We start from the raw sequence: 13,558 nt of genomic DNA, 5'->3' as shown, positions 1-13,558 counted from the left end.
GAAGCTGTCAGATATGACTCCCGACACCGTCGCCGCCGCCGTCCCAGCGGGCGCGACGGAGGTCGATGCGCTGCTCACCGGCGGTGGTGGTGCGCAGCGGCGTGCCCTCCACGCGGTACTGCTCCAGGGCGTCGCGCTCGTGGCCGGGCAGCAGGCGGCCGTCCGCGCGCACCACGCGCCACCAGGGCACGGGGCCGCCGTAGAGGGCCATCACCCGGCCCACCTGGCGCGGCCCGCCGCGGCCTATGAACTCCGCCACGTCCCCGTACGTCATCACGTGGCCCGGCGGGATGTGCTCTGTCACGGAGAGCACCCGGTCCGCATACTCGTCGAGAAGAGCCGCTTCGGGGCCCGGGGTGCCGGCGGGGGGCGTCTCGTCGTCCATCCGCCCCATCCTGCCGCAGGCCGCCGACAGCCGGCGCCGCGGCGGGCGGGGGCGGGGGACGGGCGGCGGCCACACCGCCGCAAAGCACACCCGGATGCGACCATCGGAGACATGCTCGTGCCACCATCGTGCGGGCGGTGACTGGTGATACGAGACGAAGACGGGACAACTCAGGGCATGCGGCGCGACTCCGCGGCCGAGCCTCCGCCGGCAGAGCCGGCCACGGAGGCGCAGAGCCCTGCCCGCCGGGACACCGGGAACGGCCGGGAGGACGGCCAGGACAAGGGAGACGGCCGGGACGGCGGTGACGGCCGGGACGGCGTCGACGTCAGGGACGGTCGGGACGGCCCGGGCAAGGGAGACCGCCGGGACGCGGACGCACGGGACGGCCGGGGCGCCCGCAACGGTGACGGCCGCGCGCCGCGCGGGCACCACGACTCCCGCCGCCGCGCCGCCCCCGGCCCCCTCGAAGGCGACGACCCCCTCCTCCCCGCCCGCGTGCACCGCCCGTCCGACCTCATGCGGCTCCTCCTCGGCGTCCTCGGCATCGCCGCCGTCCTCGGCCTCGCCGCGGTCGCGCACGCCACCACCGAGGGCCTGGAGGAGGACATCACCAAGGGCGCCGAGTACACGCCCTCGTTCGTCGTCACCCTCGGCGGCCTGACCTCCAGCATCGCCGTCCTCATCGTCCCGGTCGCGTTCGCCGTCGAACGCCTCGTCAAGCGCGACGGCCTGCGCATCGCCGACGGCGTGCTCGCCGCCGTGCTCGCGCACGGCGCCGGCCTCGCCGTCTCCCTCTGGGTCTCCGAGGCCGCCCCCGGCTCCGTGCAGGGCGCGCTGACGCAGATCGCCCGCGACGGCGAGCGCACCGACCCCGTGCACGGCTATCTCGCCCCCGTCATCGCCTACATGACCGCCGTCGGCATGTCCCGGCACGCCCGCTGGCGCGTGCTGATGTGGACGGTCCTGTCGCTCGACGCCCTCGCGGTGCTCGTCGGCGGCTACACCACCCCGTTCGCCATCCTGCTCACCGTCCTCATCGGCTGGACCGTCGCGTACGGGACGATGTACGCGGTCGGCTCCCCCAACGTCCGCCCCACCGGCCGCAACCTCCTCGCCGGCATGCGCCGCGTCGGCTTCCGCCCGGTCAGCGCGCTGGTGCCGGACGAGCAGCCGGACCTGGACGGCGACGGCCGCGGGCGGCGGTTCGTCGTCACCCTGGAGGACGGCCCGCCGCTGGACGTCACCGTCGTCGACCGGGAGCAGCAGGCCCAGGGCTTCTTCTACCGCGCCTGGCGCCGGCTCTCGCTGCGCGGCGTCTACCAGCGGCGCAGCATGCAGTCGCTCCGGCAGGCGCTGGAGCAGGAGGCGCTGCTGTCGTACGCCGCGATCGCCGCCGGCGCCAACGCCCCCAAGCTCATCGCCACCTCCGACCTCGGCCCCGACGCGGTCATGCTCGTCTACGAGCACACCGGCGGCCGCCCGCTGCACTCCCTCCCCGACGAGGCCCTCACCAACGCGCTGATGGCCGAGAGCTGGCGGCAGGTCAGGGCGCTCCAGTCGCGCCGCATCGCGCACCGCCGGCTCGACGCGGACGCCGTGCTGGTGACCGGCGGGGGCGAGGTGGTCCTCACCGACCTCAGCAGCGGCGAGATCGCCGCCGGCGACGTCGTGCTGCGCATGGACATCGCCCAGCTCCTCACCACCTTCGCGCTGCGCGTCGGCGCCGAGCGGGCGGTCGCGGCGGCGGTCGAGGTGCTCGGCCCGGACACGGTCGCCGACGCCCTGCCGCTGCTCCAGCCGATCGCGCTGACCCGGGACACCCGCGCGGAGCTGCGCCGGCTCTCCCGGGAGCGGGCGGCGCGCGAGCGCGAGGCGGTCATCGAGGCGTCGCGGTCGCGCAGGCACCAGGCGGCCGGGGACCGCAAGAGCATGCGGGCCGCCAAGCAGGCCGAGAAGCGGGCGATCGAGGGCGCGCTCGACGAGGCCCGCGAGGAGGACGTGCTCACCCAGATCCGGCACCACGTGCTGCGGATGCGGCCGCAGGCGCCGGTGGAGCCGGTGCGGATCGAGCGGATCCGGCCGCGCACGCTCGTCAGCATCATCGCGGGCGTCTTCGCCGCGTACTTCCTGCTGACGCAGCTCACCCACGTCAAGGTCGACGACGTGCTGGCGCAGGCGAACTGGCGCTGGGCGGCGCTGGCCGTGGTCTTCTCCACCGCCACCTACTTCGCCGCCGCGCTGTCGCTGCTGGGCTTCGTGCCCGAGCGGGTGCCGTACGCGCGCACGGTGCTGGCGCAGGTCGCCGCCTCGTTCGTCAAGCTGGTCGCCCCGGCGGCGGTCGGCGGGGTCGCGCTCAACACCCGCTTTTTGCAGAAGTCGGGCGTGCGGCCCGGGCTGGCGGTGGCCAGCGTCGGCGCCTCGCAGCTCTTCGGGCTCGGCAGCCACGTGCTGCTGCTGCTCACCTTCGGCTATCTGACGGGGACCGAGCGGACGCCGTCGCTGTCCCCGTCCCGCACGGTCATCGCGGGGCTGCTCGCGGCGGCGGTGCTGATCCTGATCATCACCGCCGTGCCGCTGTTGCGGAAGGCGGTGGCGTCGCGGATCCGGTCGCTGTTCGCGGGCGTGGTGCCGCGCATGCTGGACGTGTTGCAGCGCCCGCAGAAGCTGGCGGCGGGCATCGGCGGCATGGTGCTGATGACGCTGTCGTTCGTGCTCTGTCTGGACGCCTCGGTACGGGCCTTCGGCGGCGACCTCAGCTTCGCGAGCGTCGCCGTGGTCTTCCTCGCCGGCAACGCGCTGGGCTCGGCGGCGCCGACGCCGGGCGGCGTGGGCGCGGTGGAACTGGCGCTCACGGCGGGTCTGACGGCGGCGGGGATACCGAGCGACACGGCGCTGTCGGCGGTGCTGCTGTTCCGGCTGCTGACGTTCTGGATGCCGGTGCTGCCGGGCTGGCTGTCGTTCACGCACCTGACCCGCAAGGGCGCGCTGTAGCGGACGCGGGGGGCGCAGCGCGTACGCGGGCGCAGCGCGTACGGGCCGCGCGCGGGGCGCCGCCCGCTCACCCGTACGCCCCGCGCAGCGCGCGACCGCCCCCGGGCCGCCGGACGATGGCAGAACGCCACCGCCGACCCCCGGGGAGCCGCCGTGCGGGCCACCGCCACCCTGACCACCGCCGTCGCCGCCGCCGCGGCCGTCCTGCTGACCGCCCTCACCGCGGGCGGGTGCGGCGTCGCGGCGTCGTCCGACAGCTCCAGCGGCCGGGAGGACGGGGCGGCGGGCACCGGCATCGACTGGACGGCGTGCAAGAACCTCCCCGCGCCCGCGCCGGGCGCGCCCGCCGCCGAGGTCGACTGGCAGTGCGGCACGCTCGACGTGCCGCTCGACCACGACCGGCCGGACGGCGAGAAGATCGGCATCGCCATGATCCGCGCCGCGGCCACCGGCCCGCGGCCGGAGCGCCTCGGCTCGCTGCTGTTCAACTTCGGCGGCCCCGGCGGCTCCGGCGTCGACACCCTCCCGGGCCTGGCCGACCAGTACAAGACGCTGCGCAAGCGCTACGACCTCGTCAGCTTCGACCCCCGCGGGGTCGGCCGCAGCGAGGGCGTGCGCTGCCTCGGCGACCGCGCCCTCGACACGTACTTCGCCGCCGACAACACCCCCGACGACAGGGCCGAGGAGAAGGCGTACCTCGGCCGGATCCGCGACTTCGCCGCCGCGTGCGAGAAGAAGTCGGGCCGGATCCTGCCGCACCTCGGCACCGAGAGCGCCGCCCGCGACATGGACCTCATGCGCGCCGCCCTCGGCGACGACAAGATGCACTACTTCGGCATCTCCTACGGAACCGAACTGGGCGCCGTCTACGCCCACCTCTTCCCCGAGCGGATCGGCCGGGCCGTGCTCGACAGCCCGGTGGACCCGACGCAGAACAGCGCGGAGCTGTCGCTGGCCCAGGCGAAGGGCTTCCAGCGGGCGCTGGAGAACTACGCCGGGGACTGCGCGAAGAACGGCGAGGACTGCCCCCTCGGCGGCGGCCCGGCCGCCACCGGCGAGGTCGCGGACCTGCTGAAGCGGCTGGACGGCACGCCGATCCCGGGCGCCTCCGGCCGCGACCTGACCGAGTCGCTGGCGACCGGGGGGATCGCGCAGTCGCTCTACTCCCGGCAGCTGTGGCCGCTGCTGACGCAGGGGCTGCGGCAGGCGGAGGACGACGACGGCGCGACCCTGATGCTCCTCGCCGACGCGCTCAACGGCCGCGACCCCGACGGCCACTACAACACGCTCCAGTCGTCCTTCGTCGCCATCAACTGCGCGGACACCCGGGACCGGTACTCGCCGGCCCGGATCCGCGAGCAGCTGCCGGAGTTCCGGAAGGCGTCGCCGGTCTTCGGCGACTTCATGGCCTGGGGCATGGCGTCGTGCGAGGGCTGGCCGGTGACGGGCGAGCGCTCCACGCCGGAGGTGAGCGCGGCGGGCGCCGACGAGATCCTGGTCGTCGGCACCACCGGCGACCCGGCGACGCCGTACGAGGGCACGCAGAAGATGGTCGACGCGCTGGGCGGTGACGTGGCGGTGAAGCTGACGCGCGTCGGCGAGGGGCACGGGGCGTACGGCAGCGGCAACCGCTGCACGCAGCGGGCGGTCGACTCCTACCTGCTCGACGGCACGGTCCCGGAGGACGACACGACCTGCCGGAAGTAGGGCGGGCGCACGCGTGCGCGCCGCCGGGAACCGGCTCCGGCGGCGCGCGTGCGTCATCTCTTAATAGACGGGCTTCTGCGGCTCGATCTGGTTCACCCAGCCGACGACGCCGCCGCCCACGTGGACCGCGTCGGCGAAGCCGGCCGACTTCAGCACCGCCAGGACTTCCGCGGACCGGACACCCGTCTTGCAATGCAAGACGATCTTCTTGTCCTGCGGCAGCCCCTCCAGGGCGTTGCCCATCAGGAAGTCGTTCTTCGGGATCAGCCGGGCGCCGGGGATCGAGACGATCTCGTACTCGTTGGGCTCCCGGACGTCGATGATGTCGATGTTCTCACCGTCGTCGATCCACTCCTTGAGCTGCTTCGGAGTGATCGTGGAGCCGGCCGCGGCCTCCTGCGCCTCGTCGGAGACGACGCCGCAGAACGCCTCGTAGTCGATCAGCTCGGTGACGGTCGGGTTCTCGCCGCAGACCGCGCAGTCCGGGTCCTTGCGGACCTTTACCTGGCGGTACTGCATCTCCAGGGCGTCGTAGATCATCAGCCGGCCGACCAGCGGGTCGCCGATGCCGGCGAGCAGCTTGATGGCCTCGTTGACCTGGATGGAGCCGACCGACGCGCACAGCACGCCGAGCACGCCGCCCTCGGCGCAGCTCGGCACCATGCCGGGCGGCGGGGGCTCGGGGTACAGGCAGCGGTAGCAGGGGCCGTGCTCGGCCCAGAAGACCGACGCCTGGCCGTCGAAGCGGTAGATGGAGCCCCAGACGTACGGCTTGCCGAGCAGCACGCAGGCGTCGTTGACCAGGTAGCGGGTGGCGAAGTTGTCCGTGCCGTCGACGATCAGGTCGTACTGCGCGAACAGCTCCATGACGTTGTCCGAGTCCAGCCGCTCCTCGTGCAGCTGCACCGTGACCAGCGGGTTGATGCCGAGGACGGTGTCGCGGGCGGACTCGGCCTTGGAGCGGCCGATGTCCGCCTGGCTGTGGATGATCTGGCGCTGCAGGTTCGACTCGTCGACCTCGTCGAACTCGACGATGCCGAGCGTGCCCACGCCCGCGGCGGCCATGTACATCAGGGCGGGCGAGCCGAGACCGCCGGCGCCCACACAGAGCACCTTGGCGTTCTTCAGCCGCTTCTGGCCCTCCATCCCCACGTCCGGGATGATGAGGTGGCGCGAGTACCTGCGGACCTCGTCGACGGTCAGCTCGGCGGCGGGCTCGACCAGCGGTGGCAGCGACACGGGGACTCCGTAAGCGTGTGAGAGCACAGTGGGTCTTCCCGTAACACTGCCACGCGCCTCCTCATTCCGAGACACCCTGTCCGAGACGCGAGACAAGGGTGTCCCAGTAACCGGGCAGGGCCTCCCAGCCGGGCCGGTCGGTGAAGAACACCGAGGCCGCGCCCTGCCAGCGGGCGATCCGCAGGGCCTCCTCCAGATGCGTCGAGGGCACGCCGTGGACCAGGTGGCAGAACCGCTCGGCGGGCAGCTCCGCGGTCCACTCCGCGACCTGCGACCAGCGGTAGCCGGCCCACGGGCCGGCGAAGGTGACGAGCTGGTCGGCGACCTCCGCGTAGCCGGGGTACGGGTGCGTGCCGATGCCGAGGACGACGTGGGCGCGCGGGGACAGGGCGCCCAGCGTGGCCGCGACGCGCCGGACCTCCGGCAGCCGGTCCCGGTCGGCGGGGCAGCGGCCGAGGTAGAAGCCGTCGACGCGGTACCACTCCAGGAACCGGTGCGCGTCGGAGACGAGTTCGCCGAAGGGCCGGTGGCCGTTGCGAAGGTCGAGGCGGCCGAGGGTGCGCACCCGGGCCGACTTCAGCCGCCCCGCGACGTCCAGGCAGTCCGGGTCGGGGCGGGCGCCGGGGCCGGCGGCGACGTCGAGCACCGTCCAGTGCACGGCGCCGGCGGCGGCGGGCCGGGTCAGCGCGCCCCACTCGACGGGGGCGAGCAGGGGGTGCGCGTAGCCGGGGACGCCGAGGCGGAGGGGGGTCTCGGCGGGCGGCGGCGAGGGGCGGCGCAGCGCCTCGGGGGCGGGCGGGGCTCCGGACGGGCCCCGCAGCCCGGCGCCCGTGGGGCCCGTGGGGCCCGTCCACGTTCCGGTCTCCTCAGACCTCAGATGCGGCATGCCGCCTCCATCCAGATATCCGCGAGGCTCTCCTCGATTCCGATCCGGGGCCGCCAGCCGAGACGGTCCCGTGCCGTCCTGATGTCCGCCTGCTGCCAGGCTCCGCACCCGTCCGGATACGGATACGCCGCGGCGACCGCCGGCGGTTCCGTGCCGGGCCCGCCGTTCTGCCCGTGGCCGGGTCCATGGCCGGGGCCGAGGCCGTGCCCCGGGCCGTGCCCCATGCCGTGACCGGGCCCGTGCCCCGGGCCGTGGCCGCCGTGGCTCCCGTGGCTCCCGTGGCCGAGGCCGTGGCCGGAGCCCGCCGGCTGCGGGATGCGGCCGGTCAGCGTCGTGTCGTACTCGTGCAGCTGGCCGCCGTACCCCGCGATCCGCGCCAGCGCCGCCACCGCGTCCCGCAGCCGCACCGCGCGCCCCCCGCCGATGTTCACCACCCCCTGCGCCGCCGACAGCGACGCGGCGTGCACCGCCCGCGCCACGTCCCGTACGTCCACGAAGTCCCGCTGCGCGCCGAGCCCGCCGAGCTTCAGCTCGCCGTCGCCCTGCTGCATCGCCCGCCGCAGCGCCTCCGCCAGCCGGCCCAGCGGCGAGCCCGCCGGGGTGCCGGGGCCCGCGGGCGAGAACACCCGCAGCACGATCGCGTCCAGACCGGAGCCGAGCACCAGCTCGGTCGCGGCCAGCTTGCTCACCCCGTACGGGCCGCCGGGGCGCGGCAGCGCGTCCTCGGCCGTCGACGAACCGGCCGGGGAGGGCCCGTACTCCGAGGCGCAGCCGACGTGCACCAGCCGCGCCGAGCAGCCGCTGCGCCGCATCGCCTCGCAGAGGGTGGCGACGGCGACGGTGTTGTGCCGGGTCAGGTCCCGGGCGCCGCCGCGGGTGGTGCCGGCGCAGTTGACGACGACGCCCGGGTGGACGGCGTCCAGGAACCGGGTCAGCGCGCCGGGGCTGCCGGAGGACAGGTCGAAGCGCACGTCGGCGTCGTCGCCGCGGCCGAGCGCGGTGAGCTGCACGGCGGGGTCGGCGAGCAGCCGGTCGGCGACGTAGCGGCCGACGAAGCCGGTGCCGCCGATGAGCAACACCCTCATCGCGCACCCCCGGCGGTCGAGGAGGGTGTGGCGGGTAGTGGTGCGGTCATGTCGTAGTGCTCCTTGCGGTGATGCGATGGGCGGAGGCTCGGGTGAGGACGCCGCCGGCGTACGCCAGCAGCGCGAGCGCGGCGGCGCCGCAGGCGACCGCCGGTACGGCGGCCAGGCCGGCCCCTGCGGAGCCGGCGACCAGCAGCTCGACCGGACGGCCGAGCACGGCCAGCCCGGGCACCCGGGCGGCCAGGACCAGCAGCAGCGCCGTGACCTGCGCGAAGCAGGCGGCGGCGAGGCCGTACGCGGCGGCCCGGGGGAAGCCGTGCACGGCGAGCAGGCGGGCGAGGAAGAGGAGGGCGCCGAGCGCGCAGGCGGCGGTGACGGCGCCGGGAACGCCGGCGGCGTAGGGGGTGTGGACGGCGGGCTGCCGCGGCGACTCGGCGAGCTGACCGACGACGGGTTCGGCGGCCACGGCGGCGAGTTGCAGCGCGACGAGGACGGCGGGCACGGCGGTGACGGCGAGGGCCAGCAGCGGGCGGACACGGGCGCGGAACTCGGCCAGGTCCCGGCTGTCCCGCAGCCGGGCCCGGGCCCCGGCGGCGAACCACCGGGCGACGCCGGCGGCGGGCAGCACGGCGGCGGTGAGCCCGGCGAGGGCGGCGGCGGTGGGATACGGCACGACGGGCGCACGGGTGACGCCGGTGGCGCCGCCGAGCAGCTCGCCGAGGAGCCAGTCCCCGTACACGGCGTACGCCAGCAGCCACCCCACCGCCAGCCCGGCCGCCGCCGGCAGCCCCGGCCTGATGCGCAGCGGCCCCCGCTCCGCCCCGAGCACCAGCGCGACCACGGCCCCGGCCACGCCGACGCCGGTGACGGCGGCCTGCGCCCGGCCGGGCAGCGCGGTGGCGCCGAGGACGAGGAGCCCGCCGAGGAGGGGGAGGAGGTGGGCGAGGGGCGCGAGGGGGGTACGGGCGCCGGGGCCGGGGAGCGGCGCGGGTGAGGCGGGCGGGGCGGAGTCGGGGCGGCGGGTCCGTACGTACATCTCCTCGGCGAGGGAGAACACGTCCCGGTGCCGGCAGCGCAGCGCCGTCCGGTCGGTCACCCCGCGCGCCTCCAGCCCGGCGGCGATCTCCAGCGGATCGACGGCACGGTCGCAGAGGTCCCGGTGCCGGTACATGAGCCCGGTCACGGGATCGGCGGGCCCCCGCCGCCCACCGCCTCCGGCACGGAGGGGGGCGGGGGCCGCGGGGGTTGCGGGAGCCGCGGGGGTTGCCGCAGCTGCCTCGCCCGCGGCGGGCGGGGGGTCGGTCGAAGGTGGGCTGGTGAGGGGGTGGAGAGACGTTACGGCAGTGGGGGTCGGGGGCGGGCCGAACGCGGCTTCCAGGGCTTCCGCCAGGTCCTCCGCCGGGGTCGCCGGGGACGGGTCCCCGGCCGTGGCTCCCGGCGCCCGCGGCTGCGGCTCCGCCGCTCTCGGTCCGTCGTTCATCGGCCGACCCCCTCGAACCCGGCGCCCGCCCCCGCCGCCACCGGCTCCGCGCCCGGTGCCGGCGCGGCCGCCCAGCCGCCCGGCAGCAGCGCCTCCGCCGGGCGCGCGAAGGGCCGCGGCGCCTCGCCCGCCGCACTGCCCACGCCCGGCCGCGGATTGCCCGACGCCAGCTCCAGGTAGATGTCCCGGAACGCCCGCACGTTCTGCTCCACCGAGAACAGCTCCACCGCCCGCGCCCGCGCCGCCGCGCCCAGCCGCGCCCGGCGCGCCGGGTCGCGGAACAGGGCCAGGCAGGCATCCGCCAGCGCCCGCGGGTTCCGCGGCGGGACCACGAGGCCCGTACCGCCGATGACCTCCCGTACCGCGCCGACGTCGGTCGACACCGTCGCCCGGGCGCAGAACATCGCCTCCACCAGCCCCACCGGAAAGCCTCCCGCGACGCTGGAGCGCACCGTGACGCCGCCCGTCGCGTACGCCGCCGCCGGGTCCGGCACCGTCGGGTCGCCGAGTTCCTCGAAGGACACCGGGCTGGCGCCCACCGCGTGTGCGTCGGCCGCCTCGTCGGGGAAGAGGTGGGCGGCCAGCGCCCGGCAGCGGTCGCGGTAGCCCGCGTGGGCGGCGGACGGCGGGCCCGTCTCCACCACGACGAGGTGCGCGGTGGGCTCCGCCCTGCGGATCTCCGCGAACGCGTGCAGCAGCCCGACCAGGTCGCCGGCCGGTTCCGTCCGGCCGACCCAGACCAGGGTCCTGTCGTCCGCCCCATCCGCGCCGTCCGCCCCCGCCGCCGCGGGTCCGGGCTCCCCCACCTCCGCGAACCGCGCGCTGTCCATGCCCGGGTAGACCGTCCGCAGCCGCCCGCGCGACGCGCCCAGGCGCAGCGCCCAGCGGCGCGCGTGCGCGTTCCCGGGGGTGACGAGCGCCGCCTTGTCGTACGCCTCCGCCGCCAGCCGGCGGTGGAAGGCGGCGGTCAGCGCCCGTACGGCCACGGACACGCCGGCGCGCGCCCCCGCGCCGCTCGCCGCGCTTTCCACGTAGTGCCGCCGCAGCCGCACCCCGTACTCCGTCACCAGCAGCGGCGTTCCGAAGAACCGCCGCGCCAGCAGCCCCGGCAGCACCGCGGGACCGCCGGACAGCGCGTGGCACAGGTCGACGTCCGCCAGCCCGCCGTACGCCGCCGGTCCCGCCGGCGCCGGCCCGCCGCCGCCGTACCACCCCGCCGCCAACGGCCGCAGCGCCCCGTCCAGGCACCCCGCGACGGCCAGCAACTCCGCCACGCGCGCCCCCCGCACCACCGGATGCGCGCCCCGCGCGCGGCAGGCCCGCTCCAGGATCCGCACCGCCTGCTCCGACCGCAGCGCCCGCCCCGGCCCGCCCGCGTCGGCGGCCAGCTCCGCCAGCCCGTACAGCCCCGAAGCGAAACGGTCCTGCCCGCCCGCCGCCGTGTCCCCCGCCGCCAGCGCGGCGGCCAGCTCGGCGAAGTGCTCCGCGAACCGGCGCCGCTCCGCGCGCCCGTACCGGCGCTCGCCGGGCACCGGGCGACCCAGCGGCGCGACGTGCACCGCGCGCACCTGCGGCGGCAGCGGTACGAGCCCGGCCGTCTCCTGTGCCGCGTCGGCGGCAAACGCGAAAACGTCGAACTCGTGGTGCGCGAGCCCGCGCACGAGCCGGTCGCACCACCCCGGTGACTCGCCCGCGGCAAACGGAAATCCGCCCTCCGCGAGAAGGCCGATGCGCAACGAGAACACCCCCGAAACTCCTGTGGCTCCGTCCAGTGGGAGGACGGTACGCACGGGGCGGGGCAGCGCGATGGACGGTTGTCCGTCGCACCACCGGAAGGGGTGAATACCCGTGACTATTCGGGGAGCAGGGCGTTTTGTACGCCCCGCCGGTGGGCCCCCGTCAGTCGCGCGGGTACGGCCAGGGGTTGGGCTTGCAGGTCGCGCCGTCCGTCGACAGGTCCTTCGTCTGCTGCATCATGACCGGCGCGAACGCGCCGTCGCGCGAGCAGCCGACGTGATCCCTCCCGAGCCGGTGGCCGACCTCGTGGTTGATGAGCATCTGCCGGTACCCGTGGATGTCGTCGCCGTACGTCTTCGAACCCTGCGCCCACCGGAAGGCATTGATCATCACGCGCTCGGTGGCGGCGGAGTCGCAGGACACGTCCTGCTCGCTGGTGTCGAGCCCGGACTTGGCGCACCACTCGTCCGTGGTCCCCGGGCTGGCCAGGGTGATCACGAAGTCGGACTCCTCGCCGGGGCGCACCCGCTCGAAGGTGATCTCGCCCCGCCCGCCCCAGCTGCGGTCGTCGTTGATGGTCTTGTGCACGGCGGCGGCGAACAGCTCGCCGTCGAGGGGCAGTCCCTCCTCGACGTCCACGCGGTACGCCACGACGTCGCCGCGGCCGGGCGCCTTGTCGCCGCCGGGGACCGCGGTGAGCTTGCCGGAGCCGGTGAGGTCGCGGCTGATGGGGTACGTGGCCGCCATCTTCTCGCCGTACGTCGCGGGGGCGGCCCGCGCGCCCCCGTCCCGGCCGGCGCCGCTGCCGTCGTCGTCCGGGGCCGCGGGGTCGCCGCGGTCGGCGGAGCGGGAGGCGTCGTCGGCGGCGTCGCGCTGCTTGCGGGCGTCGGAGGCCGCGGCGTCGGCGCGCTTGGCGCGGCCGTCGGAGACCTGGTTGGCGATGGCGGCGGCGAGCGAGCAGGTCACGAGGGCGGCGGCGACGCCGGTGGCGACGCGGCCGCGGTTGGCCGTACGGGGCCGGGGGCGCCGGTGGCCGCCGGCGGACCGCAGGGCGGTGGCGGGGCCGGACGGCCCGTCGCCGTCGAGGTCCGCGTCGAGGTCCCCGTCCCGGTCCCGGCCGCCGTCCCCGGCCAGGTCGCCGTCGCCGAAGCCGTCACCGCCGGCGCGGCCACCGCCGGCGAGCGGCGGCCGCCCCCCGCGGTCGTCCGCCGCGGGCGACGGCCCCGGCACGTCGCCGGTGCGGCGCGGCGCGGGCCCGGCGGCGTGGCCGGGCCCGTCGAAGGCGTCGAGGTAGTCCTGCCGTACCGGTGAGGGCGCGGCGGAGACGGTGGCGGTGCCGAGGCCCCGGGGCGGCCCGTAGGGCGGCGTGCCCCAGCCGCCGCCGGGCTCCCGGTGCTGGGGGTGGCCGAGGGGGGTCTCGCCGGTGTCGTCCGTACGGGGTACGCGGTGCATGCCCCCGGTGTCGGCCACGCGCCGCGCGGCCCCGGTGTCGCCGGCCGCACGAAAGCCGCCGGTGTCGCCCACCGCGGGAAACCCGCCCGTGTCACCCACCGCGGGAAAGCCACCCATGTCGCCCACCGCAGGAAACCCACCGGTGTCACCGACCGCAGGAAAGCCACCCGTGTCACCGACCGCCGGAAAACCACCCGTGTCACCCACCGCGGGAAAGCCACCCATGTCACCGACCGCGGGGAACCCGCCGGTGTCGCCGACCGCCGGGAACCCGCCCGTGTCGCCCACCGCAGGAAAGCCACCCGTGTCACCGGCCCGCGGCACGTTCCCCGTGTCGCCGAACGGCCGCATCGGCCCGGTGTCGCCGACCCGCGGCACGCCGCCCGTGTCGCCGAAACGCGGCATCGGTCCCGTACCCCTGACCGTGCCGCCCGCGCCGCCTCGCGGCCGCGGCCCGGGCTGCGGCACCCGCCGCATCGAACCCGTGTCCCCCACGCGCGGCACCGGGCCGGTGTCCGTCACCCGCGGCACCGGACCCGTGTCCGTCACCCGCGGGATCGGACCGGTGTCGCTGATCCGCGGGATCGGCCCGG

The 13,558-nt window shown here is 76.2% G+C and carries 9 protein-coding genes; 2 read left to right on the top strand and 7 right to left on the bottom strand.

Annotated features, from left to right (window positions below; all coding sequences use genetic code 11):
• Positions 1–7: 7 nt before the first annotated feature.
• Entirely contained in the window at positions 8–385 is a 378-nt protein-coding gene (locus ACHZ99_RS22510) for an MGMT family protein (RefSeq protein WP_420306510.1), read from the bottom strand.
• Between the two features lie 177 nt (positions 386–562).
• Here ACHZ99_RS22510 and ACHZ99_RS22505 point away from each other — a divergent pair, with 177 nt between their 5' ends.
• Positions 563–3,379, top strand: a complete 2,817-nt coding sequence (locus ACHZ99_RS22505) for a lysylphosphatidylglycerol synthase transmembrane domain-containing protein (protein ID WP_420306509.1) — start codon at positions 563–565, stop codon at positions 3,377–3,379.
• Between the two features lie 153 nt (positions 3,380–3,532).
• Positions 3,533–5,086, top strand: a complete 1,554-nt coding sequence (locus ACHZ99_RS22500) for an alpha/beta hydrolase (RefSeq protein WP_420306508.1) — start codon at positions 3,533–3,535, stop codon at positions 5,084–5,086.
• A 60-nt stretch (positions 5,087–5,146) separates the two neighbouring features.
• Here the strand turns inward: ACHZ99_RS22500 and moeZ are convergent, their stop codons facing one another.
• The 6 genes from moeZ to ACHZ99_RS22470 form a co-directional block, all read right to left on the bottom strand.
• Positions 5,147–6,325 (bottom strand): adenylyltransferase/sulfurtransferase MoeZ, encoded by a 1,179-nt coding sequence (moeZ, locus tag ACHZ99_RS22495; protein ID WP_420306507.1) that lies wholly within the window; start codon positions 6,323–6,325, stop codon positions 5,147–5,149.
• Between the two features lie 61 nt (positions 6,326–6,386).
• The gene (locus ACHZ99_RS22490; RefSeq protein ID WP_420306506.1) at positions 6,387–7,211 is read right to left on the bottom strand and encodes a spherulation-specific family 4 protein; all 825 of its coding nucleotides are present in this window, start codon (positions 7,209–7,211) and stop codon (positions 6,387–6,389) included.
• On the bottom strand, positions 7,199–8,296 hold the full coding sequence (locus tag ACHZ99_RS22485) for an NAD-dependent epimerase/dehydratase family protein (RefSeq protein ID WP_420306505.1): 1,098 nt from the start codon (positions 8,294–8,296) through the stop codon (positions 7,199–7,201). The genes ACHZ99_RS22490 and ACHZ99_RS22485 overlap by 13 nt, the downstream gene beginning before the upstream one ends.
• A 46-nt stretch (positions 8,297–8,342) precedes the next feature.
• On the bottom strand, positions 8,343–9,479 hold the full coding sequence (locus ACHZ99_RS22480; RefSeq protein ID WP_420306504.1) for a hypothetical protein: 1,137 nt from the start codon (positions 9,477–9,479) through the stop codon (positions 8,343–8,345).
• Positions 9,480–9,772: 293 nt separating this feature from the next.
• Positions 9,773–11,521, bottom strand: coding sequence for a DUF3492 domain-containing protein (locus ACHZ99_RS22475; protein WP_420306503.1), 1,749 nt, complete (start codon positions 11,519–11,521; stop codon positions 9,773–9,775).
• Between the two features lie 154 nt (positions 11,522–11,675).
• Positions 11,676–12,965: a DUF3152 domain-containing protein gene (locus ACHZ99_RS22470; protein ID WP_420306502.1), complete on the bottom strand. Its 1,290-nt coding sequence runs from the start codon at positions 12,963–12,965 to the stop codon at positions 11,676–11,678.
• Between the last annotated feature and the right edge of the window lie 593 nt (positions 12,966–13,558).

The sequence above is a fragment of the Streptomyces sp. MAR4 CNX-425 genome (assembly GCF_048656465.1).
GTDB lineage: Bacteria > Actinomycetota > Actinomycetes > Streptomycetales > Streptomycetaceae > Streptomyces.
The sequence above is the reverse complement of the archived record's forward strand: the minus strand, read 5'-3'. Positions and strand labels throughout refer to the sequence as shown.